Source organism: Desulfurivibrio modestus (assembly GCF_044068625.1).
Taxonomy (GTDB): domain Bacteria; phylum Desulfobacterota; class Desulfobulbia; order Desulfobulbales; family Desulfurivibrionaceae; genus Desulfurivibrio.
The window spans coordinates 1-26,527 of record NZ_JBIPKH010000002.1 but is presented as its reverse complement, the minus strand read 5'-3'; the positions used below and the strand labels follow the sequence as shown (position 1 = coordinate 26,527).

The following is a 26,527-nucleotide window of genomic DNA, read 5'->3' as shown; positions in this document are numbered from 1 at the left end:
GACACCCCCAACTAGGTCATAAAACGTTCGCGCAGACGCTCGCAGACATGATCCGGCACCAAACCTCCGACGTCGCCGCCGTGACGGGCCGCATCCTTGATGATGCTGGAGCTGATATAGATCCAGCGAAAACCGGTCATCAGAAAAACCGTCTCCACCTCCCGTTCGATCCGCCGGTTCATCAGGGCCAACTGAAACTCATAGTCAAAATCGGAAACCGCCCGCAAACCCCGGATCAGGGCCATGGCTCCCCGCCGGTAGGCATAATCCACCAGCAGGCCGGAAACCTCGTCCACCTCCACCCTCTCTTCATCGGGACCGAAGCAGGCCCGGATCATCTCCTTGCGCTCTTCCAGCTCAAAGAGGGGCTGTTTGCTGGGATTTTTGGCTATCCCCACAATGATTTTATCAAAAAGGGTCAAGCCCCGCTGGATGATGTCGAGATGACCCATGGTGATGGGATCGAAGGTGCCGGGATAAACGGCGATTCGGGCCTTGGTTTTTTCCCGCACCAGGGGTTCATAACTGCTCATGGGCTCAGAGTTCCTCCGCTTGGTAAAAGTGAAACAGCGCCTCGCCATAGCGACGCGGTTCCTTGATCACCCGCAGTTTTCCCTCCTCCGGCGGCAACTTTTCTCCCCGACCGGTCTCCAGGACAACCAGGGCTCCGGCCGCCAGCCCCGCCCCCTGGGAGAACAGGGCGGCAAGCTCGCCTAAAACCCCGGCGGCCAAACCTCGGCCATAGGGGGGATCGGCCATGACCAGATTGAAACCACCGGCTGGAGCCAGATTACCGAGGAAAGTTAAGCTGCCGCTGCAATCACGGCGAACGGCCCGGGCCACTGGATCGGTAAAGCGACAAAGCTCCAGGTTACGGACCAGCAGTCCGTAAACCTGGGGTTCATGCTCCACAAAGAGGGCCGAATCGGCGCCCCGGCTCAAGGCTTCCAGCCCCAGGGCGCCGGTGCCGGCAAAAAGATCGAGGACCTTGGCCCCGGCCACCCCCTCCCGGATGATATTGAACAATCCCTCCCGGGCCCGATCGGAAGTGGGCCGAACCTGACGGGCAAAGTGCTGGCCCGGCGCCAGCAGCCGCCGCCCCCGGCAGGAACCGCCGATTATCCGCATCGCCTGCTGGCACCAACCGCGACGGGCCTTGTTCCATGCCACAACATCACAGATAATCGCGCCCCAGAATCTCGGCGATCTGCACCGCGTTGAGCGCCGCCCCCTTCAAGATATTGTCCGCCACCACCCAGAGATTGATCCCGTTGGCAATGGACTCATCCTCGCGGATCCGGCCCACCAGGGTTTCAAACTTGCCGGCGCAGTCCAGCGCCAGGGGATACTGGGCCAGGGTCGGCTCATCCACCAGTTTGACCCCCGGGGTCTGGCGCATCAGTTCCTTGACCCGAGCGGCACTGATCTTCCTTTCGGTCTCGATATTGACCGCCTCCGAGTGGCCGTAGAAAACCGGGACCCGCACGGTGGTGGCGGTGACCCCGATGGAGTCATCCTCGAACATCTTGCGGGTTTCGTTAACCATCTTCATCTCTTCCTTGGTGTAGCCGTTGTCCAGAAAGGAGTCGATATGGGGCAGGCAATTGAAGGCGATCTGGTGGGGATAAACCTCCCGGGGGATCGGCTGGCCCGCCACCCAGGCCCGTACCTGGGCTTCCAGTTCCTCGATCGCCTTGGCGCCGGTGCCGGAAACCGCCTGGTAGGTGGAGACCACGATCCGCTTGATCCTGACGGCATCGTGAATCGGCTTCAAGGCCACCAGCATCTGAATGGTGGAGCAGTTGGGGTTGGCGATGATCCCCCGTTTTTTGTAGCGGGCGATGGCGTGGGGATTGACCTCTGGGACCACCAGGGGAATCTCCGGATCCATCCGGTAGGCGCTGGAGTTGTCCACCACCACCGCTCCGGCCGCGGCCGCCGCCGGGGCAAACTCCAGAGAGCGCGCGGCCCCGGCGGAGAAGAGGGCGATATCGATCCCCTTGAAGGCGTCCTTGTCCAGCAACTGGACCGCGATCTCCTTACCCTTGAAGGTGAGCTTCTTGCCCACCGACCGGGAGGAGGCCAGCAGCCGCAACTCGCCCAAGGGGAAATCGCGCCGTTCCAAAACATCGAGCATCGCTCCGCCCACCGCTCCGGTGGCTCCGGCCACCGCCACATTGAATGTTCTTGCCTGACTCATTTGACTACTCGCTCCTTTTGCTCTCTTTTTTCAAGTATTCCAGGCGATTTAAACCTGTAAGGTAGGCTTTGGCGGCGGCGGTGATAATATCGGGGTCGGCCCCCTGGCCCACCACCACCTTGCCGTTGTCTTCAATCCGCACCATCACTTCCCCCTGGGCGTCGGTCCCGCCGGTGATCGAGCTCACCGAGAAATAGAGGAGCTTGCTGGTGGTGCCGGTGAGCTGGGCGATGGCCCGGAAGGTGGCGTCGATGGGGCCGATCCCCAGGGAGGCGGTCTCCTTCTCCTCGCCTGCCACCAGCAGCTTCACCGCCGCGGTGGGCAGGGAGCGGCTGCCGCTCATCGCCCCCAGATGGAGCAGCTTGAATGATTCCGGCACCCGCAGCACCTCATCCATGATGATCGCCTCCAGGTCCTCCTCGAACATCTCCTTCTTGAGGTCGGCCACCACCTTGAAGCGGGCGAATACCCGGTTGAGCTCATCTTCGCTCAGGCTGCTGTAGCCCATCTCGGCCACTTTGTCCCGCAGGGCGTGGCGGCCGGAGTGCTTGCCCAGCACGATATTGCTGGTGGAGATCCCCACATCTTTGGGGTTGATGATCTCGTAGGTGCTGCGCTCCTTGAGTACCCCATCCTGGTGGATGCCCGACTCATGGAGAAAGGCGTTGGCCCCGACAATGGCCTTGTTGGGCTGCACCGGCATGCCGGTGATGGTGCTGACCAGCCGGCTGGTGGGGTAAATATGCTCGGTGACGATATCGGTATGCAGCCCGGCCCGCTCGGCCCGGGTGCGCAGAATCATCACCACCTCTTCCATGGCGGTGTTGCCGGCCCGCTCCCCCAGCCCGTTGATGGTGCACTCCACCTGGCGGGCCCCGTTATTGATCGCCGCCAGGGAGTTGGCCACCGCCAGCCCCAGATCGTTGTGGCAGTGAACGCTCAAGACCGCCTGGTCGATACTGGGGATATGCTCCATCAGATAACGAATCTGGGCCCCATACTCATCGGGCAGGGCGTATCCGGTGGTATCGGGGAAGTTGAGGGTGGTGGCCCCGGCCTGGATCACCGCCTCGAACACCCGGCAGACGAAATCAAGATCGCTGCGGGAGGCATCCTCGGCTGAAAACTCGACGTTACTGGTGTAGCGGGCGGCATGGGCCACCATGGCGGTGGCCTTCTCCAGCACCTGTTCGGGGGTGAGTCGCAGCTTATGCTGCATATGGATCGGCGAGGTGGCCAGGAAGGTGTGGATCCGGGGATTTTCCCCGTTCTTGATGGCCTGCCAGGCGGTATCGATATCCTTGACGTTGCAGCGGCACAGGGCGGCGATCTGGGCGCCCCGGATATTGTCGGCGATATTCTTCACGCACTCGAAATCGCCCGGCGAGGCGGCGGGAAAACCGGCCTCGATCACATCCACCCGCAGCTTGACCAGCTGCTGGGCCAGACGAAACTTTTCATGGATATTCATGGTGGCGCCCGGTGACTGCTCGCCGTCGCGCAGGGTGGTATCGAAGATAAAAATTTTCTCGGACATTTTTGCTTGCTCCCATCTATAAATTGCCCGGACACGCCATCCGGGCCGCGTCCGTGGTTTTTTTTTACTTTTCCTGCTGGGTCCGTTTATCGGCCGCCGGGGAGATCTCCACCTCCACATCCGGCTCCGGCTCCAGCTCCGATCCGGCTGGAGCCGACGAAGCTGAACCAGCGGGAGCAGTCTGTTCCGGCTCCGGTTCAACCCTTTTCACCGGAGCCATCAACCGGTAAGCCGCCGCCAGCGGCCCGGACAGCACGTAGATCAAGGCCAGCAGAAAAAGGGTGACCCTGGGTTCGGTGGCCAGAACCATGATCAGCACGACCAGGCCCACCATCATCTGGAAAACCTTTTTGCGCTGGGTTTCCGGGTGCTTGAAGCTCTGATAGGAGATCGAGCTGACCATCAGATAGGAGAGCAGGTAGACCGCCACCATCACCATGATCTCCATCACCCTGCCGCCAATATCAAAAAAGTGGCAGAACAGGTAGGAGGTGGCAATCATCCCCCCGGCGGCCGGACAGGGCAGCCCGGTGAAGTTTTTGCTCTCATCGCCCGGGGGCTGGGAGTTGAAGCGGGCCAGGCGCAGGGCGGTGGTGGCCACGTAAAGAAAGGCGGCCAGCCAGCCGTAACGGCCGTAGGAAAAAAGCACCCACTGATAAGCCAGGATGGCCGGGGCCACCCCAAAGGCCACCAGGTCGCAAAGGGAATCGTACTCCTCCCCGAAACGGCTGGCGGTACCGGTGAGCCGGGCCACCCGCCCATCCAGGCCATCAAACACCCCGGCGATGATGATCGCCACCGCCGCGTGGAAAAACTGGTGGTTGATCGCCGCCACGATGGCGTAAAATCCGCTGAACAGGCTGATGGTGGTCAGAATGCTGGGCAGCATGTTGATTCGGCCCTTGCCGGGCAGTGCTCCCTTGGGTCCGAAATATCGTCTGCGTCTGCTACTCATTGGCGACCGTGCCGGCCTCCTCTGCAATGGGTTCCCTACAAAGAACAGCGGGACAAAACCCGGCGGACTGATCTGCCGGCGGTGGCCTGCCCCGCTGGTTCTCGCCTTGAATATCCCAGTTACACTACTAAATTTCCCACTAAATCGAAACGGGAAAAGTAATTGCGCCAGGGGTGGCTGTCAATGATCGGCGACCACAGCGCTAAAAGCGCTTGCACTCAACAAAAAGTACCGGAATAATAAGCTTTGTGCCGAGAAGGGATTCCCGGTCGCAACACCACATAACCAGGCACTTTTCGCTTGCCGCAGATGATATCCGGCCAAGATGCAGACCCCCTTCCCCATCCATCGGCAACGTTTTCCCTGGCGCGGCGGCAACCACTTTCAGCTGCTGGTTGATGGCGAAAATTTCTTTCCGGCCATGCTGGCCTCCATCCGGGGGGCTCGCCACTACGTGCTGCTGGAGATGTACCTTTTCGAGTCTGGCACCATCGCCGGTGAATTTATTGCGGCCCTCACCGCCAGCGCCACCCGCGGGGTCGGGGTATATCTCCTGGTCGACGACTTCGGAGCCCAAAAGTTGAACCAGGCCGACCGCCGATCCCTGCTGGCCGCCGGGGTGCATCTGACCTTTTACAACCCCCTGCGCTACGGCAAATTGCGGCGCAACCTGTGGCGCGACCATCGCAAATTAATGGTGGTGGACAATCAGGTGGCCTACACCGGCGGCGCCGGCATCACCGACGAATTCGCCCCCGGCCACCCCCTGCCCTGGCATGACCTGATGCTGGCAGTGCGCGGCCCCTGCGTCGGCGACTGGCATACCGCCTTTGCCCAGCTCTGGAATCACACCAGGGGCGGCAAAGTTACCCCGCTGCCCCTGAAACCGGCCGTAAGCCTGCCAAGACCCGATCAGGAACTGGGGGCCGGCCATGCCGGCAAGGGCCGGGTTACCCTCAACAACCCCGTCCGGATGGAAATTAAGCGTTCCCTCCTCAAACAACTGCGCACTGCCGAGAGGCGGATCTGGATCGCCAGCGCCTACTTCATCCCCTCCTGGAAAATCCGCCGCCGCCTTTATCAGGCGGCTCGCCGGGGCTGCGACGTGCGCCTGCTGCTGCCTGGCCCGCACACCGATCACCCCAGCGTGCGCCATGCCGGCCGCCGTTATTACCATAAACTGCTGGCCGCCGGGGTTCGGATCTTCGAATACCAGCCCCGTTTCCTCCATGCCAAGCTGCTGCTCTGCGACAACTGGGCCTCCATCGGCTCCAGCAACATCGATCGCTGGAATTTTCGCTGGAATCTGGAGGCCAATCAGGAGACCGCCGATCGGGGCCTGAACGACCAATTGGTTGCTCTGTTTGAGCGGAATTTCGCCCAGAGCCAGGAGGTTTTCAGCGGCCAATGGCGGCACCGCCCCTGGTACCGCCACCTCCAGGAACGTTTCTGGGGGCGGATCGAGCTGTGGCTGGAGCGGTTCAGCCAGGGCAAGCCTTAGCCGGGTCGATTGCAGCCATCGGGGCAGGATGCTATAGTTCGGGAAAGGTTAATGAACTTTCACCGCAGTATCACCAAGTGGAGGGAACCAGAATGCCGGGCAAACCGTTTATTTTTCTGCTGATCTGGTGCTGGCTGGGAGCCGGGGTCGCCCTGGCCGACGACCCCCTCACCCTCTGGGTCCACCCCTACCTGCCGGCCACCGAACTGACCAGCCGCTTTCTCCCCCTCACCCAATATCTCAGTCGGGAGTTGGACCGACCGGTGGAAATTCGGGTCCAGCGCAGCTATCAGGCCCATCTGGAGCTGGCAGGCCGCGATCTCGCCGATATCGCCTACCTGGGGCCGGTGAGCTATGTCAATCTCACCAGGCAGTACGGACCCAAACCGCTGCTGGCCATGCTGGAGGTGGAGGGTACGGCCCAATTCCACGGCATGATCATAACCCGGGCCGACTCCCCCATCCAGACCCTGAACGCTCTCAGGGGTAAAAGTTTCGCCTTCGGCGACATCAATTCCACCATGAGCCATGTGGTCCCCCGGGCCATGCTCAGGGCCGCCGGCATCAACCTCCATGACCTGGCCCACCACGATTTCCTGGGCTCCCACCATGATGTGGCCCTGGCGGTGCTGGGGGGCTACTTTGACGCCGGAGCCGTCAAGCAGGAGGTGTACGCCGTCTACCAGCCCCGGGGCCTGAAAATCTTGGCCCAAACCCCGGAAATCCCCAACCACCTTTTCCTGACCCGGAAGGATCTGCCGCCGGAACTGGTGACCCGGCTGCGCCAGGCCCTGCTGGCCATCAACCAGTTGCCCGACAAGGCTGAACTGCTGAGGGCCCTGGAGGACTCGGCCACCGGCCTGCTACCGGTGGAGGACGGTGATTACGATGATCTCCGCCGAATCATCACGGAAGCGGCCCCATGAGTCCAGCCCGGCCCGCCGCTTCCCGCTTTTCCTACAACCGGGTAATCATCGCCCTGGTGGCGCTGATGCTGGCCAGCCTGACCATAATTGACCTGGTGGTCCTGAAACAGCAGCGCCAGAGCCTGCTCCGGAACACCGAGGCCCAGGCCGCGGTGGAACTGGAACAGGCCGCCACCTTCATGACCGAGCCCCTGCTTCGCTACCGTTTTGCCGACATCGAACAATTTATCCACCAGTGGGGCATCAACAATATCGAGGTGGTACGTTTTGAGGCGATCACCCCCCAAGGCCATCTCCTGACTGAATTCAAACGCCCAACCACCTCACCCCATCGTTTGCTGCTGGAGAGAAATATCGAGTTCACCGGCCGCCATCTTCTGACCCTGCGCCTGGAAAAGGATTACGCCCAAACGGAACTGATCCTGGCCCAGCTCCGTAACCGACTGCTGCTGGCCTCCCTCTTCATCTCCGCCGCCCTGGGGGCCAGCCTGTGGTTCATCTTCCGCCTGCTGGCCATCAGACCTCTGGAACAGGAGATCACCCGACGGCGGCTGGCGGAGACGGAGTTGGCCGCACTGAATCGCTCCCTGGAGGGGAGGGTTCGAGCCCGGACCGGGGAGATCGCCGAGTTGCTCGACCTGGAGATCTATCTGCGGGAGATCATGGGTACCGTCTCCGACATCAACGGTCTGCTGCTGACCTCCCCCGACCTGGAGGCCCTGCTTACCCAGGCCTGCGCCAGGTTTGTTCGCCACGGCCAGTACCGGTTCTGCTGGTTGGGTCTGCTGAAGGAGGGAGCAATCAGCGCCGTTTATCACTCCGGGGCGCGAAATCTCCTCACCGCCGCCCAAGCGCCACTGGCCGCCCCGCCCTACGACCTCAACGACCGCCGCTCCCCCTTCCATCTCCATCCGGCGGCCCGCAGTGGCCGGGAAAACAAGGTCATCATCGCAACCCGCTCCCACTATCCCCAGGAACTGCCCCCCTGGCGGGATTCGGAGGTGATCGCCGGTTTTCAGCAGGTAATCGCCCTGCCCCTGCGTCCGGGCAGCAGCCAATCTCCCCTGGGAGTGCTGGTGGTTTACACCTGGCGCCCGGAGGGGTTTGAACCGGAGGAGATCACCATGCTGGAGGAGCTGTCGGGAGATCTGGGCTTTGCCATCGCCTCCTTCCGCCACCGGGAGGAGTTAAGCCGCCTCACCGCCGAACGCAACGCCAGCTACGAACAGACCATCCTCACCTTCGTCAACATGATCGAACAACGGGACACCTACACCGCCGGCCACACCGAACGGGTGGCCGACTACAGCCGGCGGATCGCCGAACAGATGGGGCTGGCCCAGCCGGCGATCGAACGTCTGGCCCAGGCGGCCATCCTCCATGATATCGGCAAAATCGCCACTCCCGACGCCATTCTTCTCAAACCGGGCCAGTTCACCCCCCTGGAAAAAGACCTGATCCGGCTGCACGCCGTGGCCGGTTACGAGATGCTGACCGGGGTCGCGATCTATCAGGATCTGGCCGAAATCGTTCTCCATCATCACGAACGGCACGACGGCACCGGCTACCCCGACCATCTGGCCGGGGAAGAGATCCCCCTGGCCGCCCGCATCCTGGCCGTGGCCGATGCTTTTGACGCAATGACCACCAACCGCATCTATCAACCCCGCAGCGATGTGGCCAGCGCCCTGGCCAAACTGGAGCAGGAGAGCGGCCGCCAGTTCCATCCGGAGGCGGTGGCGGCGGCGAAAATCGCCCTGGCCACCGCTCGCCCCCCGGAAAAACCACCCCGGGAGATCGCCCAGGACCTTTTCTGCGCCGACCACCGCGGCCTGTGCCGAATCACCCGCGCCCCAACCCACGATCTGGAGCGGGAGCGTTTTGCCTACTTCTTCAGCGATCAGCTCACCGGACTCCACAACGAAAACTACCTTAAAAGCACCCTGCAGGAGCCCCGCTTCCAGACCCTGACTTTCTGCCATCTCCAGGGCCTGAACCAATTCAACAAGGAACAGGGTTGGGAACAGGGCAACTCCATCCTCCGCCTTTTCGCCGATGAGTTACAAGGCCGTTTCCCCGAGGCCATGCTTTTCAGGGTTTACGGCAACGATTTCGTTATCATCACCGAACCGGGCCAGGAATTGGACCAGGAAAAGCTGACAACCTTCGCCTCCCTGACCGGAACGGGAATCGTTCCCCAGGTAAGGCAGTTGAACCTTAGCGATCAAGAGAGTTATTCCATCGACAAGCTGAAAAGGGTGGAACTGCTGGCCGGCGAAGCGGGAGCGGACTAACGGCTCACACCATCTTCTCCCGCCGCAGGGCCAGATACCACTCCTGGATCGAGGCCCAGCCCGCCGCACCGGCTCGGGCCTCGGTCCAACGGGCCAGGGCGGCAAAGCGCTCCCTGGCCTGGCGGCGGCGAGCAAGCTCCGGCGGCAAGAGGGGTCTACCCACATCACTCTCGGGGTCAAAAAGAGTTTCCAAATGGCGAAGGCCGGCAATCAGGCGGTCCGGGTCAACCAGTCGGCAAAGGCTCTCCCGGTGCAAACGGCGGGTGGTCAGCGGTGGGCCGGCGGCAAAACCGAAGGGATAAATTCCGGCCAGTTTCAGAAAAAAAACCCAGTCCTCCCCCAGCTCCCCCGAACTGAAACCGCCGCAGCGATGGAAGGCCGCCCGGGTCACGGCCACCGAGGAGGGGACCAGGAAACACCAGCGCAGCAGGGCGGCGAAACAGTCCCCCTCGATCTCCTCCCCCGGGGCTGGGATGGCAAATTCCCCGCCGCTGACCTGATCAATATTATGGGTCGGACCGTAGGCCACGGCGAAACCCCGTTCGAGAACGGCCAGCAGCCGGCCGGCATGATCCGGGCGCCAATGGTCGTCGGAATCGAGAAACATCAGCACCTCGGCCGAAGCCGCCGCCACCCCGGCATTGCGGGCCGGCCCCGGTCCCCGGCCATCGAGACGGACCAGCCGGATCTGGGGGAAACGGGCGGCCAGCCGGGCCATGGTATCATCGCGGGAACCATCGTCGACCACGATGATCTCGGCGGCCGGCCGCTCCTGGGCCAGCACCGTCGCCACCGCCTCCTGGACCATGGCCCGGCGATCACGGGTGGGAATAATGCAACTGTAGCCGGGTCTCATCTGTTCCCATCGGGGTTACGGCCCGGCACCGATTCAGGTAAGCACCCGCAGGGGCACCTCGGTTTCGACGCCAGCATTGATCTTGAAAGCCCGCACCGGAGCCACCCCCGCCATCAGGCTGACAATAACATAAACCATCTTGGGATCATGGGCCAGGCGAAGATCTTCCAGGGAGGGACGGGCCGGGGTGGCGGGGTGGGAGTGATAGACCGCCACCAGCTGCAACCCCTCGGCCCTGATTTGGCGGATGACGGCAAACTGTTCCGCCGGGTCCATGGTGTAGTGATCGGGGGCGGCATCGATATTGGTCAACTCGAAATGGCGGCAGACCACCCCGTCGCGAGCGGCCAGGTAGCCGCAGGCCTCGTTGGGCTCATCCCGCCGGCCATGGGCCAGCAGGGCGGTGATGACCTTTTCTGCAATCGGCAAAATCATTGCGGCAATTCCTTGGCTAAAACAATGGCTAAGCAGCCTGCTCCTGTTCAGCGAACATCTCGTCCAGGTGGGTGCGGGCCAGTTCCAGATAGGGGTCCATGGTCAGGGCGATCTTAAAGTTGCGGGCCGCCTCCTGGGTCCGGTTGAGCTTGCGCAGATTAACGCCGAGGTTGGCGAAATCGATGGCCGAGCCCGGCTCCAGATCGATGGTGCGGGAAAAGTGGGTGACCGCGGTCTCGTAATCGGCCAACTTATAGTGGCAAAAACCCAGCAGATTATGGATATCGGGCCGTTCCTCATCCAGCTCGATGCCCCGGCGCAGCACGCCGATGGCCTCATCGTAGCGGGCCATATCCTTCAGGCACTCCCCCATGAAGGAGTAGATATAGGGCAGATCCTCGGCCTCGGGGCGCAGCTCTAAGGCCCGGTTGAAATGGCCGATGGCCTCATCGTAACGGGCCATGGCCGCCTTCTTCTTGCCCAGGAAAAATTCAATGAAGTAGGCCTCGGGCAGGATGGCCCCCATCTTATTCAATTGCCTGATCTGAGCCTCGGGATCACCAATCTGCTCGTGGGCCAGCTTGGCGGCGAACATCCCGGCGTTTTTGCTGTTGGAACGCTCCCGGAAATGGGCCCCGGGCACAATGGTGTAGATCGCCGGAATCTGAACTTCCGGATGCCGGGTGTCGATCAGCAGCACCTCCATTCCCAGTTTGCTTAACGCTGCCAGGCAACGGTCGATCTCCACCTTCATGTTGTTATCGCCCAGATTGGGCAACCCATCGAGTCGCACGCTCCGGCCGGGATCGGTGATGTAATCAACCTCCTTAAGGGAGAGCGGCTTGGGCAGGCCGCTGGCCAGGTAGTTGGACTTGGTATGAAAATCCCCGGATAGCTGGGCCACCTCGGTGAGCGCCCGGATCAGGGCCTTGTTGGGTTCCGGGGTGGTGCCGGCGGTATAGACGATCTCGCTGGTTTCGGGAAAGGTGGAGGGATCGATGGCCAGGGCACCCACCGTGGGAATCCCGGTATCCAGGCTGAAATCGTTGAGATAGACCTTGATCCCGTGGCGGGTGAACTTGGCCAGCAACTCGGCGGCCACCGGATCGGTGATGGAGGCGGGATCGATCAGCGGAGCCTTGATCCGCTCGCGGGTCACCAAAGCGCAGACATGGCGCTCGACAATCTCGCAAAGGCCCTGGAGAATCGCCTCCTCGTAGGAGTTGCCGGCGGAGGGACCATTGAATTCATTGATGGCGTAGAACCAGGAGAAGGGCACCAGGACCATTTCGCCCCGGTTGAGATTGGTGGCCCAGGCCCAGCGGATGGGGATCTCGGCGATCAACTGTTCCAGGGTCCCCTCGGAGGTGGTCTCATCGTGAACCGACTGCAGCAGGGCCGACAGGGGGAGCAGGGGCAACCCCTCGGCCTTGAGTTCGGCATGGGTGGCCCGAATGAAGTTGGCCGGATTCTGCCGGAAACTGAAAAAGCTGAAGCGCTCGATCAGTTCCATGCAGGCGCTGGCCTGGGACTGGGCCGGGGTGCAACCCTTGCCCAGCTGTTTCTTGTTGCGGATCACCTCGAAGGCTTCCCGGCCGCAGACGCTGAAATAGACCGGAATATCCAACCGGCCGCTGTCCACCCGGCGCACATCATTCAAAATATCGAGTTTGACCTCGGCCAGACGCTGCTTCAGCTTGGCGATGGTCTCCTCGGGGGTACAGACCTTGTCCTGATCGTAGGTATAACTTTTGAGGCAATCCCCGTAGGTGATCGGGGCGGGAACGGGCGGGCGGCTGGCGGTTTGGCGCATCTTCATCCTCCGGGCTGCTTTCAATGGGGTTGTTCAACGGAACATGAAAATGCCCAAGCCGTGCCAGCTTGTCAAGTATTTATAGTACAAAGTGGTATGAGGGGGAGCAGGCAAAAAAAAGCGGCCAGATGCTGGCCGCTGGAAAAGGGAGGCCCGGCCTCCACAAGGGAAAAAAGGCCGGGTCGGTGATCAACTCCGGGCAATCTTGGTCGACAACTGGGGAATATGGGCGTTATCGAGAATGAAGTTCTCCAGCCTATCCACCTGCTCATCTTCCAGTTCGCCGAAGCGCACACAGCGCTTTCTGACCCGGTATTTTCCATGGTAATGGGGAATTACCACCAGGTCGGCGATCACCTCGAAGGGTAAACCTTCCAGATAATGATTGTCGGCGGTGACCAGCAGGCCCTCCTGGGGCAGCGGCGATTGCCGATTGGGATCATCAAAGTAGGTGAAGCAGAGCCCCCCCATGCCCAGATTGACCACCCGCCCCAGTTCCCGATGCAGCACATAGAGTTTACGGCGGGGTGAGAAACGGGGAAATTTCCGCTGTAGACAGAGTTGAGCCTCCAGGGAAGGCTGGGCCGTCCACGACTCCAGGGTGGGGACCGGCGGTTCGAACCAGTGAAACTCGGTCTGGTGAACAGGATTTGAGCGTGCCCGAATCACCTCTTTCAGAGTGATGGGAGCCGAATCATCGACCAAACACTTTTGTGTATTCATGGCTTTCTCCTGATTCTTGGTGATCCTGCATCTTTTTGACACCTTTTCGCTTGACACCATAGCCAATGCCAACAATAAATAAAAATGCATTATCCTAATAATTAACATAAATTTTACTGAAGATAGGGCGAACTGGATGAGTATAACATTACGGCAACTGGAAATTTTCATGGCGGTGGCCGAAACCAGGCAGGTTACCAAGGCCAGCACCAAATTGCGGCTTACCCAGTCGGCGGTGAGCATGGCCCTGAGCGAGCTGCAGAATCAGCTCAACGGCCCCCTCTTCGACCGCCGGGGCCGCAACCTGCTGATCAACGACCGGGGTCGCTACCTGTTGCCCATTGCCAAGGATATTCTCGGCCAGGCAAACAGCGTGGAATCACTGTTGAGCGAAAACGGGCAAGGGGTGGCCGGGTCCCTGCGAATCGTGGCCAGTTCCACCATCGGCAACTATGTTCTGCCTTACTTCATCGGGGCCTTCAAAAAATTGCACCCCGCCACCTCGATCAATATGCTGGTTTGCAACACCCGGCACGCCGAAACCATGATCATGGAAGGAGATGCGGATCTGGGTTTTGTCGAGGGCGAGGTCACCAGCCCCCAGATCGAAACCCACCCCTGGCTCCAGGACGAGCTGGTGGTGATCACCGGCATCTCCCACCCCCTGGCCGGCAAGACTGTTTTCAAGGTGCCGGGCGACCTGGAACAGTGCGACTGGATCATGCGGGAACAGGGATCCGGCACCGCCCAGATCTTCAAGAAGAAACTGGCCGGTCACCTCTCCCGGCTGCGAATCAGCATGGAACTGGGCCACACCGAGGCGATCAAGAAAGCGGTGGAAGCGGGAGCGGGGGTGGGCTGCGTCTCCAATCTCACCGTTTGCCGGGAATTGGAGGAAAAGTGGCTGGTTGCCCTGCGGGTGCAGGGGTTAAACATGTGGCGCACCCTCCAGATCATCCACTACAAAAACAAAACCACCACCAACCTGATGCGGGAGTTCGTCACCTTCTGTTCTCGAATTAAAGGCGGCGAACATGGCCATGCCTGCCTCACCTCACCCTGGACCCTTCAGGAAACCCTGCTCAAAGGGGGCTCGCCCCCCCGGCAAAGCGCGTGAGGCCGATTTTGGCCTAAAAGCTGCTTGCCAGATCCCCAAAATTTGCGTATATTGGCCGGTTTCGCCCCATAACCTGAGCCAGTCCCCTCGGAACCGGTCAAGACCGGCCCCGCCCGTCTGCTCGCATCTCAAAGCCAAGGAACAGCCAGCATGATCAGTACCGCCAACATATCCCTCGCCTACGGCAAGCGGATTATCTTCAAAGAGGTCAACATCAAGTTCACCCCCGGCAACTGCTACGGCCTGATCGGGGCCAACGGCTCGGGCAAATCCACCTTTCTCAAAATCCTGGCCGGTGAGAAGGAGGCGGACAAGGGCGAGGTGATCGTCGGGCCCAGGGAACGGATCGCGGTATTGCGCCAGGACCAGTTCGCCTTCGACGAAGAGACCGTCTTCGACACGGTGGTGATGGGCCACCAGCGTCTTTTCGAGCTGATGGCCGAGCGTAACGCCCTCTACGCCCAACCGGAACTTTCCGACGCCGACGGCATAAGAGCCGGAGAGCTGGAGGGCGAATTCGCCGAGATGAACGGCTACGAGGTGGAATCGGAGGTGGCGGTGCTGCTCAAAGGCCTGGGCATCCCCGAGGAGTTCCACCCCAAAAAGATGAAGGAGTTGGAAGGAGGCGACAAGGTGCGGGTGCTGCTGGCCCAGGCCCTGTTCGGCAATCCCGACATCCTGCTGCTGGACGAGCCCACCAACCACCTGGACCTCAAGTCCATCACCTGGTTGGAAGATTTCCTCTTCCGCTTCCAGAACACGGTGATCATCGTTTCCCATGATCGCCATTTCCTCAACCAGGTCTGCACCCACATCGCCGATATCGATTTTGGCGAAATCCGCACCTATGTGGGCAACTACGACTTCTGGTATCAGGCCAGCCAGCTCTTCCTCAAACAGAAGCAGGATGAAAACCGCAAAACCGCCGCCAAAGCCAAGGAGCTGAGCGAATTTATCCAGCGCTTCTCCTCCAATGCCTCCAAGGCCAAGCAGGCCACTTCGCGCAAGAAGCTGCTGGAAAAGTTGACCGTGGAGGAGCTGCCCGCCTCCTCGCGCAAATACCCCTTTATCCTCTTCAAGCCTGACCGGCCCTGCGGCGACATCCTCCTGGAGGCCAAGGGCCTGGGCAAGGAACTGGAAGGGGCGACGGTGCTGGAAAATTTCAACCTGACGGTACACAAGGGAGACAAGATCGCCTTCATCGGCGCCAACTCCCTGGCCAAAACCACTCTGTTCCAGATCCTCACCGGGGAGCTGACCCCGGACCGGGGCGAGTTCCGTTGGGGGGTGACCATGACCACCTCCTACTTCCCCAAGGATAACAGCTCCTTTTTCAGCAACGACATGACCCTGGTGGAATGGCTGGGGCAATATACCCCGGACACCGAGGGGGAAAGCTTCGCCCGGGGCTTTCTGGGCAAGATGCTCTTCTCCGGCGACGAGGCCCTGAAAAAGACCAGCGTCCTCTCCGGCGGGGAACGGGTCCGCTGCATGCTGGCCCGGATGATGCTCAGCGGGGCCAACGCCCTGATTCTGGACGAACCCACCAACCACCTGGACCTGGAATCGATCACCGCCTTGAACGACGGCCTGATCGCCTTTCCCGAGGTGATCCTCTTCAGCTCCCACGACCATCAACTGGTGGCCACCACCGCCAATCGGATCATCGAGATCACCCCGGGCGGCATCATCGACAAACGGATCAATTTCGACGACTACCTGGAGGACCCCGAGATCACGGCCCTGCGGGAAAGCCTGTGGCAGGGGCAGGTGGATCTGCGTCTCTAATCCTTGGGGGAGCCGGCTAAGCGGCGGGGGTAAGCACCCGCCTGGCCAGCTCCTGGTCCAGGATAAAAAGACCCCCCTCCTTGGCCGCCAGCCTCATCTTCTGCAGGGCCTCGTTGGCGCTGGCCTCCTCCTCCACCTGCTCGGCCACGAACCATTGCAGAAAGTTGTTGGTGGCGTGATCCTTCTCGCTGATCGCCTGATCAACCAGCTTGTTGATCATCCCGGTCACCTTTTGCTCATGGGCCAGAACATTCTCGAAAACCGCCACCGGCGAATCCCATTTCTGGGGCGGCGCCTCGATGCTGGCCAGCAGGGCCCGCCCTCCCCGCTCATTGATGTAGTCATAGATCTTCAACCCGTGGAGCAACTCCTCCTGGGCCTGCAACCGCATCCAGTGGGCGCAGCCGGCCAGGTTGATCTCGCTGAAATATGCCGACATCGACAGATAAAGATAAGAAGAGTAAAGCTCGGCATTGACCTGCTGGTTGAGACTTTTTTCCATCTTTTTACTGAACATTTGGTACCTCCTTTCTGCTTGATTGGGGAAAGGTGATCAACAGTGATCATTATTAGCTTAAAATAGCCGGTTGGGCCACTGCAAAAAAATAAAACAGCCGCTTGCGCCCCCTCCTCACCGGTGGTAGTTTGGCTTCCAGATGGACTACCTGAACCCTATCAATGCCCTACGCTATTTTTCGGTGGCCGGCCGCTATCTCGCCTATGGCCTGGTCATAGGTCTGCTCGCCAATCTCAGCGCCCTGATCGGCCTGGTTCTTCACCCGGAAATCTCCTACTTCGACAGCGTTCACGTGATCGTCGGCGTGGTGTTCGCCCTGCTGTCCGCCCTGCTTTGCGGCTTCCTGGAAAGCCAGATCAACGAGCAGAAAGCCGCCACCCAGTCCCACGCCCGGCCGGTTTTCTTTTCCCTGATCGTGGTCTTTATCTGGACGGTGCTGATCGGCGGCTCCCTGCTTTGGTTCAAGGACAAGGAGCGGCAGAGAATCCACACCGTGGCAATGAGCGAAGCCAGCACCATCTTCGACAAGGACCTGCTCTATTACCGCTGGGCCGCCAACCAGGAGGGGGTTTTCGTCCCGGTCACCGAAACCTCCCGTCCCAACCCGATCCTGGAGCACCTGGTGCCGGACAGCACGGTGATCACCGATACCGGCCGGGTCCTGACCCTGGTCAACCCCGAATACATGATCCGCCAGGTTTACGACATGCAGACCGGTACCGGCGGGCCCCGGGGCCATATTACCAGCCTAGATCCCCTCTGGGCCGGTAACACCGCCGATGCCTGGGAGCGGGAGGTGCTGGAAGAGTTTGAACGCGGCGACCGCAGGGAAGCCTGGATCGTCGAAGAGATCGATGGTGAACCCTTTTTCCGGCTGATGCGACCCATGGTCACCGAGGATGGCTGCCTGCGTTGCCACGCCGGCCAGGGTTACATCGCCGGCGACATTCGCGGCGGGATCAGCGTGTCGGTGCCCATCGCCCTGCTCCACAACCTCTACCGGGAAAGTTTGACGGTGGTGGCCATCGTCCACTGGGCCCTGTGGCTCCTCGGCCTGCTCGGCATCTTCCTGGGGTCCTACCGGATCACCTCTTCGATCCGGGAAAAGGAGCAGGCGGAAGCCCGGCTGCAGGCAATCATCGACCATATGCGGGACGGGCTGGTGATCATGGATGAGGCGGGAGTGATCGAATCGGTCAACACCCCCACCGAAAATATGTTCGGCTATTCCGCCGCCGAGATTACCGGCCGCCGGATCGATTTTCTGATCCGCTTTCCCGCCGCCACCGATCCCGACCAACTGGTCGACGCCCTGGGCGAGGCAATGAATAGCAACCGCCCTTTAAACGGCCAACGCCGGGACGACTCCTTCTTCCCCCTGGCCTTCTCCCTCAGCCAGATGCAACATGGGAGTAAACTGCAGTTTATCCTGATCCTGCGGGATATCACCGACGAGGAGCAGCATCGCAGCGAGGCGGTGCGGGCCGGGCAGTTCGCCGCCCTGGGGGAGCTGGCCGCCGGGGTGGCCCACGAGATCAACAACCCGATCAACGGGATCATCAACTACAGCCAGATCCTGCTGGATGAGATTGACCCGGAGGTGGAATCCACCGAGCGGGAGATTCTTCCCCGGATCATCAAGGAGAGCGAGCGGGTGGCGGCCATCGTCAAGAACCTGCTCTCCTTTGCCCGCCAGCGCGACGAGATCGTGGAGGATCTGAGCATCCAGGAGGTGATCGACGACTGCATCTCCCTGTTGCTCTATCAGTTTGAAAAGGATGGGATCCGGGTGGAGGTGGAGATTCCCGACGATCTGCCCCCCCTGCGGGGCAACCCCCAGCACCTGCACCAGGTTTTCCTCAATCTGCTGAGCAACGCCCGTTACGCCCTCAACGTCCGTTACCAGGAGCGCCACCCCGACAAACGGATCAAGATCGCAAGCCGCCTGGTAACCATCCAGGAGCGCTCCTTTATCCGCACCACCATCACCGATTACGGCATCGGCATCGACCAGGACACCATCGATCACGTCTTCGACGCCCTCTTCACCACCAAGCCCCCGGGCGAGGGCACCGGCCTGGGGCTGGGAATCAGCAAGGGGCTGGTCCGCGACCATAACGGCCAGCTCTACCTGGAGAGCGTCCCCGGCCAGTACACCACCGCCACCGTGGACCTGCCGGCTAATCCCCACCCAACCGAGCTTACTTAAGTCGATCCAGCCTTAGTCGCTGCCGTTGATCAAAGAGCCGCCGCCCTCCCAGCCAGGTGGCCAGCAGAATGGCGAAGCCGGTGCCGGCGGTGATCATGAACATGATCAGAATCTGGTACTTCACCGCCTCCATGGGTGGGGTGCCGGAAAGGATCTGGCCGGTCATCATTCCCGGCAGGCTGACCACCCCGGCGGCGGCCATGGCGTTGATGATGGGGATCAGGCCGATGCGGACACTCTCCCGCACACTCTCCCTAATGGCCACCCGCCACTCCTGGCCCAAAGCCAGCCGGGTTTCGATCACGGCCTGCTGCTGCCAGGCGAAATTGGTCAGACGATCCAGGGCCAGGGCCACGCCGGTCATGGTGTTGCCCAGCATCATCCCCAGCAGGGGGATGGCGTACTGGGGATAGTACCAGGGCTCGTTGCCGATGATCACCAGCAGGGCGAAAAGGGTGGTGGCAAAGGAGGAGATAAACATCGCCCCGGTCCCCAAGGCATAGCCCCAAGCCCCCCTGAACGGCCTTTTCTGCCGGGCCATCACCTCGTAGCCGGCGATCAGCAGCATCACCAGGGCCATCAGGCTGACCCAGCTTAAACTGACATGGGCGAACAGGGCCTTTAAGACCAGACCCACCAGCAGCAACTGGATGGTGGTCCGCGCCCCGGCAAGCAGCAACTGTCCCTCCACCCGCAACTTCAAGAGCAGCGAGAGGGCAGCCAAAAGCACAATCAGTCCGGCGGCGATCAGCAGATCGGTATAGCTGAGCACGATGAGATTCATAAGCCCACCTCCGCCACCCGTTCCCCGTCGAGCCGCAGGTGGCGGTCGGCCACCCGGGCCACCTGGCCGGGATCGTGACTTACCCACAACACCGGGGCCTGCCGCTGCCGGCGATAACGATCAATCAACTCCTCCACCCGGGCGATCCCGGCCTGATCCAGGCTGGCGGTGGGTTCATCCAGCAGCAGGGCCGTCGGAGCCTGGGCCAGCAGCCGCACAATCGCCAGCCGCTGCCGTTCACCGGTGGAACAGCGGGCAACCTGCCACTCCAGCACCTCGGGCCCGAACCCCAGGGCAGCCAACTCCGCCGTCATCGGCTGATTGAAATGCTCCCCCACCCGGTCGGCCCACCACTGGGATTCCGCCGGCAACAGACCCACCCGCCGCCGCCAGAGATGGGCCGGCATCCCGGCACACTCCTCACCGTTAAAAACCACCCGGCCCTCATGGGGAATCAGGTCGGCAATCGCCCGCAGTAGCAGGGATTTACCGCTCCCCGAGGGGCCGGAGAGACAGACGACCTCTCCCCGTTTGATCACCAGGTCGAGGGTAACCTCCCGCACCCGGAGCCCTTCCATGCGCAACATTTTTTCAGTTCGCTCCCGTTCTTGTTTGTAAGCCGATATTGACCGATGGCCGGAAGTAAGTTATCCCCATGGCCACAACTTCTCAAACCTTTTCCAAAGGGCCGGCAATAATGGGCAAACAGCAAAAAAACAGGAACGACCGGGAAAAACGAACCCCAACCAGCGAGCTGCTGGCCCCGGCCGGGAGCCTGGAGGCCTTCTTCGCCGCCCTGGAGAACGGGGCCGACGCGATTTACTGCGGGCTAACTGAATTTTCCGCCCGGGCCCGGGCCAAGAATTTCACCCTGGCCGAGGTGGAACGGATGACCGCTTACGCCCACCAGCAGGGTCGCCGGCTTTACGTCACCCTCAACACCCTGCTCAAGGAGAAGGAACTGCCCCGGCTCATCGACCTGCTGGCCGCCTTGGAGGGGATGGCCGGCGACGGTATCATCATCCAGGACCTGGGGGTCTGGCGCCTGGCCCGCCGCCATTTCCCCGACCTGCCGCTGCACGCCTCCACCCAGATGACCGTCCACAACGGCGCCGGGGTCAAGATGCTGGAGCGAATGGGCTTCAGCCGGGCGGTGCTGGCCCGGGAGCTTTCCCTGGCGGAGATCGCCAGGATCCGGCAGCAAAGCAACCTGGAGTTGGAACATTTTGTCCACGGCGCCCTCTGCTTTTCCGTTTCCGGCCAATGCTTTTTCTCCTCCGCCCTCAGCGGAGCCAGCGGCAACCGGGGCCGTTGCGCTCAACCCTGCCGCCGCCGCTATTACCTGGGCGAACAGCCCGGCTACCACTTCTCCACCAGCGACCTCTCCGCCCTGGAGCTGCTGCCCGAACTGAGCGCCGCCGGAGTGATGAGCTTCAAGATCGAAGGGAGGATGAAAAGCGCCGATTACGTGGCCCGGGTGGTGGCGGCCTACCGCCGGGCACTGGACGCTCCGGCCAATGCCCGCAAGGAAGCCCTGGGGCAAGCCGCCGAACAACTGGAACTCTCCTTTGGCCGGGAGCCCACCAAGGGGTTCCTGACCGGGTTTGTCCCCACCGGCCTGGGGGATGCCGAGCGCAAGGGTGCCTTGGGCCGCCACCTGGGCGAGGTGACCACCCTGCGGGGCGGCCTGGTGGGTTTCGCCAGCGCCGACCGGTTGCATGTGGGCGACCGGATCCGAATCCAACCCCAGAATGATCAGGCCGGCAGCGGCTTTACGGTGCGGGAGATCGTGGTGGGCAGCAAGAAAGTGAAGGCCGCCCGGGCCGGTGACTTTGTCCAGATCCCGATTCCGCCCCGGGCCGGTTTTTTCAAACCGGGCGACTCGGTATTCAAGGTTGGGGGTAAAATCTCTTTTCTTTTAAGCCCCGAAGCCTGCCGACAAAAGCTGGCGGCCGTCTCCCCAGCGGAACCTGTCGCCGCCCAAGAGGAGGAGCTGGCCCGCCGCCGGGCCCTGGCCCTGACCGAATTGAATGAAATCAGCAAACAGGAGAAAATCGCCCCCAATCCCGCCCCCCTCACCTTTGCCGTCCGGGGCCGGGGCCTGGCGGACCTGGACCTGCTGGACAACCCCCAGGTCTCCAGCCTGGAACTGCCCCTGACCTCGGAAAACCTCAGCGCCCTGTCCCGGGCGGAGGGGCGGCTAGGCAAGAACCGGGAACGGCTGGGCTGGGAGATTCCCCCTCTGCTTTTCAGCGAGGAGTGGGAGGAGTACCGACGGGCGGTGCGGATATTGGCCGGCCGGGGCTACCGGACCTTCCGGCTGGGCAATCTGGGCCATCTGCCCCTCTTCGCCGGCCTGGATGGCCTCCAGCTGCTGGGGGGCTTCCGCTGCTACACCATGAACCAGCAAGCGGCCCTGGCCTGGCAGGAGTTGGGCCTGGCCCGGCTGACCCTCAACCTGGAAGATGAACAGGAGAATATGGCCGCCCTTTGGCGATTGGGGCTGCCGTTGACCACCACCGTTTACAGTCCCCTGCCGATACTGATCTCCCGGATTCCGCTTAAAGGGGTGCGGTCGGGCAGCGTGCTGCGCTCGGACAAGGGGGAAGGGTATCGGATCCTTGCCGGCCATGGCCTCACCGAAGTGCAGGGGGAGGAGGATTTCTCCCTGGCCGGTTCTCTTGGCCTAATCAGGAGCAGGGGGGCCGGTGAACTGTTGGCCGATCTCAGCCACTGCGGGGCCAACTCCCCCAAAGGTCGACAAATCCTCGGTGCCCTGGCCGTCGATCAACCCCTGCCGGCAACCACCTCCTTCAACTTCTTCCGGGGTTTGAAGTAAAGAGCTAAAAAAAAATCCGGGAGGGTTACCCCCCCGGATTCGCTCTTCCTGCTCTGAGCTATTGAGATAGTCGCTTGTTAACGGTTGGCCACCGCCGCGGTGGGGCGGTTTACATACTTGAAGAAGGCGGGGAAGGCCACCAGGAAGGCCAGGCAGATGATATATTCAACGCCCTTGATGTGGGTGTAGAAATCTACCAGGGTCTGGAATTCGCCGATGGCGCCCGTGGCCACCAGGTAGCTGCGGAGCAGCTCGGAAACCTGCCAGTTGGCCTGGGAGAGCGCGAAGACCACGGTCCCCACCGCCCAGACTCCGATGATTCCGCCCAAACCCACCATCATGGTGAGCATTACCCGAGCATTTCCTTTTTGATTGTTGGCTTTCATTGTCCTGTCCTCCGGTTTAGTTATTATTGTTAAGTACTGTTATTTTTTGTTTGTGCTAGCGTCCGGTGACCGCGGTGACCAAACCGCGCACCATCTCGGCCGCTCCGGCTTCCACGACTCCCCCGACCAGGCAGGCGAGCCCCCAGGCCCCGATCAAAGCGGCCAGGATAGCGATGATTCCGATTCCAGCCTGTCCGGCACCCTCGGCGATGGCGTTGCGATCGATGCGGGTCTCTACCTTTTCCTGTCCAATCCTCGTTGCGTTCTTCATGGCGTCCTCCTTATCTATTTGTCTTGCTGTATCTATTCTCTTCATGGCCAGCGTTTGACCAGTGTAGTTTGCACGGGCCGTGCCAACCTGGAGATAATTTTGCGGCCTCGACCCCGGAAAACATGAAACCAAAGAGGTAAAGTCCTAATTTTGCTGGATATTTTTTCCATAAACCACAGGCAAGGAAACTTCGCCCCACACAACTGTGGCAAAATCAAAATAATCACGCTGGATCGGGAAGAAAAAACAGAATAGGAAAAACTGGGCCCCCAAGTGTGGCCGCCGAACGCCACCGCAAACGTGCGGCATGCAACACCCCAATGCAACACCTCTGCGTTGCAAACCTGTTGCAGGGCGATTGCCTGGCCTGGGGGATTAAACTGCTTGCGCTTTTAATGAAGATGGGGCAGCTTGGGCCGCGACGGCGCTGAACAGCAACGGCTTTTCAGTTTGATAATAATGGAGATGATGGGGGATTGTTGCTGATGCAACTCTGGAGCGACTGGCTGACCCTGGCCGGGATCTGCATCCTGGGGGCCATGTCGCCGGGTCCAAGCCTGGCGGTGATCGTGCGCCACAGCATCCATGGCGGCCGCCGCCAGGGGCTGATGGCCGCCGGGGCCCACGGCCTGGGGATCGGGATCTATGCCCTGCTCAGTGTGCTGGGTATTGCCGCCATCCTGCTGGCGATTCCCACCCTGCTGAGGCTGCTGCAAATTGCCGGAGCCATCTACCTGCTCTTTCTGGCCGGCAAGGCCGGGATGGGGGCTTGGAAAAAGGCGGCGCCCCCCTCCCCCGCCAACGGCCGAACCGAGACCCCGGCCTGGCGGGATGGTTTTCTGATCGCTTTCCTCAACCCCAAGGTGGGCCTCTTTTTCATCGCCCTGTTCAGCCAGTTTGTCGGCCCAAGCCACACCTTGACCAGCAAAGGGCTGATGGCCCTACTGGCCATGACCATCGACACCTTATGGTATGTGCTGGTGGCGCTGCTGCTCTCCACCACCATGGCCAGAGCCCGCTTTCTCCGCTTTCACCGCTGGCTGGATCTGCTGTTCGCCCTGCTGCTGGGCCTGGTGGCCCTGCGGGTGTTGTGGAGCCTTGGCTGGTAGGCAGTTTTCAACGAAATTAATGGACCAATTATCACCCACCCCGGCGATTTTCTTCGAACATTACCACCGGCATGGGATGCAGCAAGCGCCAGACCATCCTGATCGGCCGCTGGCTTTCGAAGCTTACCCGGTTAGCCGGGCCAAGATAGGTGAACGGGACGGTACAGTTGTTGCTTTTCTTCTGGTCGCGGGCGAAAAGCAGGATGGTGTAGCCTCGCTCAGCATGGTCGGTCAGGTTGCGGCCGGTGGGGGAATGCTGGCTGGTGGTGGCCTGGGACTCCCAATGCAGCAGCTGGCGGCTGATGGGGTAGTCGGCGTACATGGTGCTGGGGGAGAACTCCTTTTCGGTTTTCTGGAAGGTTATCAACCGCCGCAATGCCCCGTTGGTTGAACATCTCAGCCATGTACTGGGCATGTTTGATGCTGACGCAGAAACCCACCCCTTTGATGGCCTCGGGGTTTGGCTCGTAACGATACAGATTGGCGAGAATAGCCTCCAAGCGCTGTTTGGCCTGGATATGGGAGCCGGTATAGACTTTTTCCAGCTCATTGACGTTGTATTTCCCCTGGCGCCAGAAACGGTCATGGGCCAGGGCCACCGGGTCGGCCACCCCGAAGTAATGAAAGGGGCAGAGCAGTTTTTCTTCCAGGGCCTCCGGCAGGCGGATTTCGGCGGCGAAACGATTGCCAAAGTCGGCGGCCACGTTGCCGCCGTCCATCCGTTCCGGGGTGGCGGTCAGCCCCAACAGGATTTGCGGCGAAAACTCATCGAAAAGCGACCGGTAGCTGGTAGCGGTGCCGTGGTGGGCCTCGTCCACGATGATGTAATCGTAAAAGTCGGCTCCCACCTGTTCCCAGAGGCGGCGGCTGGTGAGCATCCTCACCGAACAAAAAAGATGATCGAGGCGCTGGGCCTGGAAGTTGCCGGTGAGCAGTTCCCCGAAGTTCTGATCCCGGAGAACGTTTCTGAAGGTTGCCAGGGCCTGCTGCAAAATCTCCTGGCGATGGGCGACAAAGAGCAGCCGGGCCTGCTTGTGGTTGGCGGTGCGGAAGCGTTGGTAATCGAAGGCGGAAATTACCGTTTTGCCGGTGCCGGTAGCGGCGATGACCAGGTTGCGCCAACTGTCGCGGCTGGTGCGCTCTCGGGCCAGGGCTTCCAGAATACGTTCCTGGAAGGGATGGGGCTGAAGATCGAAAAAGACCTGGGGCGAGGTGGCCCCGCCCTGGTTGCGGGCCCGGGCAGTGGCGTTGCGCAGGGGCAGCGGATCGGCGGGGTCGAAGGGCAAAAACTCTCGACTGTGCCAATAGGTCTCAAATTCGGCGGTGAACTTTTCCAGAATATGCGCCATGTCCTGGGCGCTGACCTTGAGGTTCCACTCCAGGCCGCTGGTCATGGCGGCGTGGGACATGTTGGCCGAGCCGATATAGGCAGTGGCAAAGCCGGAATGGCGTTTGAAATGATAGGCCTTGGCGTGCAATCGGGTCCGCTCGGTGTCGTAGGAAACGCAGAGAGATAATTTGATTACACAGCCGGCGGCGCTGCTCCGGATCGGCTTCCTCCCGCAGTGCCTGCTCCACCACCTGGGCCAGAAAAGCAGCATAGCGGGCGGGTTCTTCTTCGGGATCAAGCTTGCCCAGAATGGTACGCAGTTCGGGAGAAAGGGTCAGAAGATCCCGCAGGGATTCATCCAGGAGGGCATCGTAAAGGCCGGCGTTGAGCTTAGGGCCGGTCATACTGGCCCACCAGGCTGCTGTTCACGGCAGTAGGCGGCGATAATCGGCAGATCGGCCTCGGCCCAGTCCAGGGTTGGCAGTTCATCCGGCGGCAGCCAGCGCAGGGCCGCGTGTTCGTTGTTACGCAATTCACCCCCGGCCAGAGTGCAGACAAAGGGATGCAAGGTGACGGCAAAGTTCGGATAGTGATGGGTGCTCGGCGGCATGGCCCGCAGAATATCAACCCGCACTCCCAGCTCCTCCGCCAGTTCCCTGTGCAGACACGCGGACGGCGTTTCATCGACCCGGATCTTGCCGCCGGGAAATTCCCATTTGAGGGGCAGACTCATGGCCGCACTCCGCTGGGCCGCCAGCACCTGGCCCTTATCTTCAATTATGGCGCATGCCACCTGCAAATGATGCAAGCCTTCAGGTTTCACAAACAGATCTCCCGGCAATGACACCCTACCCTTCCAGGTGTTTACTCAATTTACTCATTTTTTTACTCAATTTAGCGCTTGAGCTTACTCAATATTGAGTAAAATAGTTAAGTT

The 26,527-nt window shown here is 61.1% G+C and carries 24 protein-coding genes and 1 pseudogene; 8 read left to right on the top strand and 17 right to left on the bottom strand.

What is annotated here, in order from left to right; translation table 11 throughout:
* Positions 1–11 precede the first annotated feature (11 nt).
* From coaD to pssA, 5 genes are all read right to left on the bottom strand, one after another.
* On the bottom strand, positions 12–533 hold the full coding sequence (gene coaD, locus ACHHRT_RS01770; RefSeq protein ID WP_395497082.1) for a pantetheine-phosphate adenylyltransferase: 522 nt from the start codon (positions 531–533) through the stop codon (positions 12–14).
* Positions 534–537: 4 nt separating this feature from the next.
* Positions 538–1,170: a 16S rRNA (guanine(966)-N(2))-methyltransferase RsmD gene (gene rsmD / locus ACHHRT_RS01765; protein ID WP_395497080.1), complete on the bottom strand. Its 633-nt coding sequence runs from the start codon at positions 1,168–1,170 to the stop codon at positions 538–540.
* 4 nt (positions 1,171–1,174) lie between these two features.
* Positions 1,175–2,200 (bottom strand): aspartate-semialdehyde dehydrogenase, encoded by a 1,026-nt coding sequence (locus ACHHRT_RS01760; protein ID WP_395497078.1) that lies wholly within the window; start codon positions 2,198–2,200, stop codon positions 1,175–1,177.
* Between the two features lie 4 nt (positions 2,201–2,204).
* Positions 2,205–3,737, bottom strand: a complete 1,533-nt coding sequence (locus ACHHRT_RS01755) for a 2-isopropylmalate synthase (RefSeq protein WP_395497076.1) — start codon at positions 3,735–3,737, stop codon at positions 2,205–2,207.
* Positions 3,738–3,801: 64 nt separating this feature from the next.
* Positions 3,802–4,692, bottom strand: a complete 891-nt coding sequence (gene pssA / locus ACHHRT_RS01750) for a CDP-diacylglycerol--serine O-phosphatidyltransferase (RefSeq protein WP_395497074.1) — start codon at positions 4,690–4,692, stop codon at positions 3,802–3,804.
* Positions 4,693–5,017: 325 nt separating this feature from the next.
* On the opposite strand from pssA, the gene ACHHRT_RS01745 reads away from it, so the two are divergent.
* From ACHHRT_RS01745 to ACHHRT_RS01735, 3 genes are all read left to right on the top strand, one after another.
* Positions 5,018–6,193 carry a phospholipase D-like domain-containing protein gene (locus ACHHRT_RS01745; RefSeq protein ID WP_395497072.1) on the top strand — a complete coding sequence of 392 codons (1,176 nt, stop codon included), beginning with the start codon at positions 5,018–5,020 and terminating at the stop codon, positions 6,191–6,193.
* Between the two features lie 92 nt (positions 6,194–6,285).
* Positions 6,286–7,119: a phosphate/phosphite/phosphonate ABC transporter substrate-binding protein gene (phnD, locus tag ACHHRT_RS01740; protein WP_395497070.1), complete on the top strand. Its 834-nt coding sequence runs from the start codon at positions 6,286–6,288 to the stop codon at positions 7,117–7,119.
* Positions 7,116–9,413 carry an HD domain-containing phosphohydrolase gene (locus ACHHRT_RS01735; RefSeq protein WP_395497068.1) on the top strand — a complete coding sequence of 766 codons (2,298 nt, stop codon included), beginning with the start codon at positions 7,116–7,118 and terminating at the stop codon, positions 9,411–9,413. The genes phnD and ACHHRT_RS01735 overlap by 4 nt, the downstream gene beginning before the upstream one ends.
* A 4-nt stretch (positions 9,414–9,417) precedes the next feature.
* Here ACHHRT_RS01735 and ACHHRT_RS01730 read toward each other — a convergent pair whose 3' ends face one another.
* The 4 genes from ACHHRT_RS01730 to ACHHRT_RS01715 all read right to left on the bottom strand — a co-directional run bounded on the left by ACHHRT_RS01730 (position 9,418) and on the right by ACHHRT_RS01715 (position 13,240).
* On the bottom strand, positions 9,418–10,269 hold the full coding sequence (locus ACHHRT_RS01730) for a glycosyltransferase family 2 protein (RefSeq protein ID WP_395497066.1): 852 nt from the start codon (positions 10,267–10,269) through the stop codon (positions 9,418–9,420).
* Between the two features lie 33 nt (positions 10,270–10,302).
* On the bottom strand, positions 10,303–10,704 hold the full coding sequence (locus ACHHRT_RS01725; protein ID WP_395497064.1) for a M67 family metallopeptidase: 402 nt from the start codon (positions 10,702–10,704) through the stop codon (positions 10,303–10,305).
* A gap of 28 nt (positions 10,705–10,732) precedes the next feature.
* Entirely contained in the window at positions 10,733–12,523 is a 1,791-nt protein-coding gene (locus ACHHRT_RS01720; protein ID WP_395497062.1) for a YcaO-like family protein, read from the bottom strand.
* Between the two features lie 183 nt (positions 12,524–12,706).
* On the bottom strand, positions 12,707–13,240 hold the full coding sequence (locus ACHHRT_RS01715) for a hypothetical protein (RefSeq protein ID WP_395497060.1): 534 nt from the start codon (positions 13,238–13,240) through the stop codon (positions 12,707–12,709).
* Between the two features lie 136 nt (positions 13,241–13,376).
* On the opposite strand from ACHHRT_RS01715, the gene ACHHRT_RS01710 reads away from it, so the two are divergent.
* Complete coding sequence (locus tag ACHHRT_RS01710) at positions 13,377–14,357, top strand: LysR substrate-binding domain-containing protein (RefSeq protein ID WP_395497058.1); 981 nt, start codon at positions 13,377–13,379, stop codon at positions 14,355–14,357.
* A gap of 150 nt (positions 14,358–14,507) precedes the next feature.
* A complete protein-coding gene (locus tag ACHHRT_RS01705) occupies positions 14,508–16,145 on the top strand; it encodes an ABC-F family ATP-binding cassette domain-containing protein (protein ID WP_395497056.1) in 1,638 nt (545 codons plus the stop codon).
* 16 nt (positions 16,146–16,161) lie between these two features.
* On the opposite strand, the gene ACHHRT_RS01700 is transcribed toward ACHHRT_RS01705, so the two are convergent.
* Positions 16,162–16,662 (bottom strand): ferritin, encoded by a 501-nt coding sequence (locus tag ACHHRT_RS01700; RefSeq protein ID WP_395497054.1) that lies wholly within the window; start codon positions 16,660–16,662, stop codon positions 16,162–16,164.
* Between the two features lie 139 nt (positions 16,663–16,801).
* Here ACHHRT_RS01700 and ACHHRT_RS01695 point away from each other — a divergent pair, with 139 nt between their 5' ends.
* The gene (locus ACHHRT_RS01695; protein ID WP_395497052.1) at positions 16,802–18,871 is read left to right on the top strand and encodes an ATP-binding protein; all 2,070 of its coding nucleotides are present in this window, start codon (positions 16,802–16,804) and stop codon (positions 18,869–18,871) included.
* Here the strand turns inward: ACHHRT_RS01695 and ACHHRT_RS01690 are convergent.
* Positions 18,864–19,655 (bottom strand): ABC transporter permease, encoded by a 792-nt coding sequence (locus tag ACHHRT_RS01690; protein WP_395497050.1) that lies wholly within the window; start codon positions 19,653–19,655, stop codon positions 18,864–18,866. The genes ACHHRT_RS01695 and ACHHRT_RS01690 overlap by 8 nt on opposite strands.
* Positions 19,652–20,242, bottom strand: coding sequence for an ABC transporter ATP-binding protein (locus ACHHRT_RS01685; RefSeq protein ID WP_395497048.1), 591 nt, complete (start codon positions 20,240–20,242; stop codon positions 19,652–19,654). Before ACHHRT_RS01685 ends, ACHHRT_RS01690 begins: the two co-directional genes overlap by 4 nt.
* Positions 20,243–20,352: 110 nt before the next feature.
* Here ACHHRT_RS01685 and ACHHRT_RS01680 point away from each other — a divergent pair, with 110 nt between their 5' ends.
* On the top strand, positions 20,353–22,494 hold the full coding sequence (locus ACHHRT_RS01680; protein WP_395497046.1) for a U32 family peptidase: 2,142 nt from the start codon (positions 20,353–20,355) through the stop codon (positions 22,492–22,494).
* A gap of 77 nt (positions 22,495–22,571) precedes the next feature.
* Here ACHHRT_RS01680 and ACHHRT_RS01675 read toward each other — a convergent pair whose 3' ends face one another.
* Together ACHHRT_RS01675 and ACHHRT_RS01670 are read right to left on the bottom strand one after the other, a co-directional pair.
* Positions 22,572–22,880, bottom strand: a complete 309-nt coding sequence (locus ACHHRT_RS01675) for a hypothetical protein (protein ID WP_395497044.1) — start codon at positions 22,878–22,880, stop codon at positions 22,572–22,574.
* 55 nt (positions 22,881–22,935) lie between these two features.
* Positions 22,936–23,151: a hypothetical protein gene (locus ACHHRT_RS01670; RefSeq protein ID WP_395497042.1), complete on the bottom strand. Its 216-nt coding sequence runs from the start codon at positions 23,149–23,151 to the stop codon at positions 22,936–22,938.
* A gap of 485 nt (positions 23,152–23,636) precedes the next feature.
* Between ACHHRT_RS01670 and ACHHRT_RS01665 the strand changes: the two genes are divergently transcribed.
* Positions 23,637–24,260, top strand: a complete 624-nt coding sequence (locus tag ACHHRT_RS01665; RefSeq protein ID WP_395497040.1) for a LysE family translocator — start codon at positions 23,637–23,639, stop codon at positions 24,258–24,260.
* Between the two features lie 31 nt (positions 24,261–24,291).
* Here the strand turns inward: ACHHRT_RS01665 and ACHHRT_RS13825 are convergent, their stop codons facing one another.
* From ACHHRT_RS13825 to ACHHRT_RS01655, 3 genes and pseudogenes are all read right to left on the bottom strand, one after another.
* Complete coding sequence (locus tag ACHHRT_RS13825) at positions 24,292–24,582, bottom strand: DUF3427 domain-containing protein (protein WP_462348127.1); 291 nt, start codon at positions 24,580–24,582, stop codon at positions 24,292–24,294.
* Between the two features lie 52 nt (positions 24,583–24,634).
* Positions 24,635–25,994: pseudogene (locus ACHHRT_RS01660) on the bottom strand (DEAD/DEAH box helicase family protein); the annotation flags it as partial.
* Positions 25,991–26,413 (bottom strand): (deoxy)nucleoside triphosphate pyrophosphohydrolase, encoded by a 423-nt coding sequence (locus ACHHRT_RS01655; protein ID WP_395497038.1) that lies wholly within the window; start codon positions 26,411–26,413, stop codon positions 25,991–25,993. The gene ACHHRT_RS01655 and the pseudogene ACHHRT_RS01660, both read right to left, overlap by 4 nt.
* Positions 26,414–26,527: the final 114 nt, after the last annotated feature.

Excerpts from the sequence above, each read along its gene's own strand:
- coaD (WP_395497082.1), bottom strand. The coding sequence starts at position 533 with ATGAGCAGTTATGAACCCCTGGTGCGGGAAAAAACCAAGGCCCGAATC.
- ACHHRT_RS01760 (WP_395497078.1), bottom strand. The coding sequence starts at position 2,200 with ATGAGTCAGGCAAGAACATTCAATGTGGCGGTGGCCGGAGCCACCGGA.
- ACHHRT_RS01755 (WP_395497076.1), bottom strand. The coding sequence starts at position 3,737 with ATGTCCGAGAAAATTTTTATCTTCGATACCACCCTGCGCGACGGCGAG.
- pssA (WP_395497074.1), bottom strand. The coding sequence starts at position 4,692 with ATGAGTAGCAGACGCAGACGATATTTCGGACCCAAGGGAGCACTGCCC.
- ACHHRT_RS01745 (WP_395497072.1), top strand. The coding sequence starts at position 5,018 with ATGCAGACCCCCTTCCCCATCCATCGGCAACGTTTTCCCTGGCGCGGC.
- phnD (WP_395497070.1), top strand. The coding sequence starts at position 6,286 with ATGCCGGGCAAACCGTTTATTTTTCTGCTGATCTGGTGCTGGCTGGGA.
- ACHHRT_RS01735 (WP_395497068.1), top strand. The coding sequence starts at position 7,116 with ATGAGTCCAGCCCGGCCCGCCGCTTCCCGCTTTTCCTACAACCGGGTA.
- ACHHRT_RS01730 (WP_395497066.1), bottom strand. The coding sequence starts at position 10,269 with ATGAGACCCGGCTACAGTTGCATTATTCCCACCCGTGATCGCCGGGCC.
- ACHHRT_RS01725 (WP_395497064.1), bottom strand. The coding sequence starts at position 10,704 with ATGATTTTGCCGATTGCAGAAAAGGTCATCACCGCCCTGCTGGCCCAT.
- ACHHRT_RS01720 (WP_395497062.1), bottom strand. The coding sequence starts at position 12,523 with ATGAAGATGCGCCAAACCGCCAGCCGCCCGCCCGTTCCCGCCCCGATC.
- ACHHRT_RS01715 (WP_395497060.1), bottom strand. The coding sequence starts at position 13,240 with ATGAATACACAAAAGTGTTTGGTCGATGATTCGGCTCCCATCACTCTG.
- ACHHRT_RS01710 (WP_395497058.1), top strand. The coding sequence starts at position 13,377 with ATGAGTATAACATTACGGCAACTGGAAATTTTCATGGCGGTGGCCGAA.
- ACHHRT_RS01705 (WP_395497056.1), top strand. The coding sequence starts at position 14,508 with ATGATCAGTACCGCCAACATATCCCTCGCCTACGGCAAGCGGATTATC.
- ACHHRT_RS01700 (WP_395497054.1), bottom strand. The coding sequence starts at position 16,662 with ATGTTCAGTAAAAAGATGGAAAAAAGTCTCAACCAGCAGGTCAATGCC.
- ACHHRT_RS01695 (WP_395497052.1), top strand. The coding sequence starts at position 16,802 with ATGGACTACCTGAACCCTATCAATGCCCTACGCTATTTTTCGGTGGCC.
- ACHHRT_RS01690 (WP_395497050.1), bottom strand. The coding sequence starts at position 19,655 with ATGAATCTCATCGTGCTCAGCTATACCGATCTGCTGATCGCCGCCGGA.
- ACHHRT_RS01685 (WP_395497048.1), bottom strand. The coding sequence starts at position 20,242 with ATGTTGCGCATGGAAGGGCTCCGGGTGCGGGAGGTTACCCTCGACCTG.
- ACHHRT_RS01680 (WP_395497046.1), top strand. The coding sequence starts at position 20,353 with ATGGGCAAACAGCAAAAAAACAGGAACGACCGGGAAAAACGAACCCCA.
- ACHHRT_RS01675 (WP_395497044.1), bottom strand. The coding sequence starts at position 22,880 with ATGAAAGCCAACAATCAAAAAGGAAATGCTCGGGTAATGCTCACCATG.
- ACHHRT_RS01670 (WP_395497042.1), bottom strand. The coding sequence starts at position 23,151 with ATGAAGAACGCAACGAGGATTGGACAGGAAAAGGTAGAGACCCGCATC.
- ACHHRT_RS01665 (WP_395497040.1), top strand. The coding sequence starts at position 23,637 with ATGCAACTCTGGAGCGACTGGCTGACCCTGGCCGGGATCTGCATCCTG.
- ACHHRT_RS13825 (WP_462348127.1), bottom strand. The coding sequence starts at position 24,582 with ATGTACGCCGACTACCCCATCAGCCGCCAGCTGCTGCATTGGGAGTCC.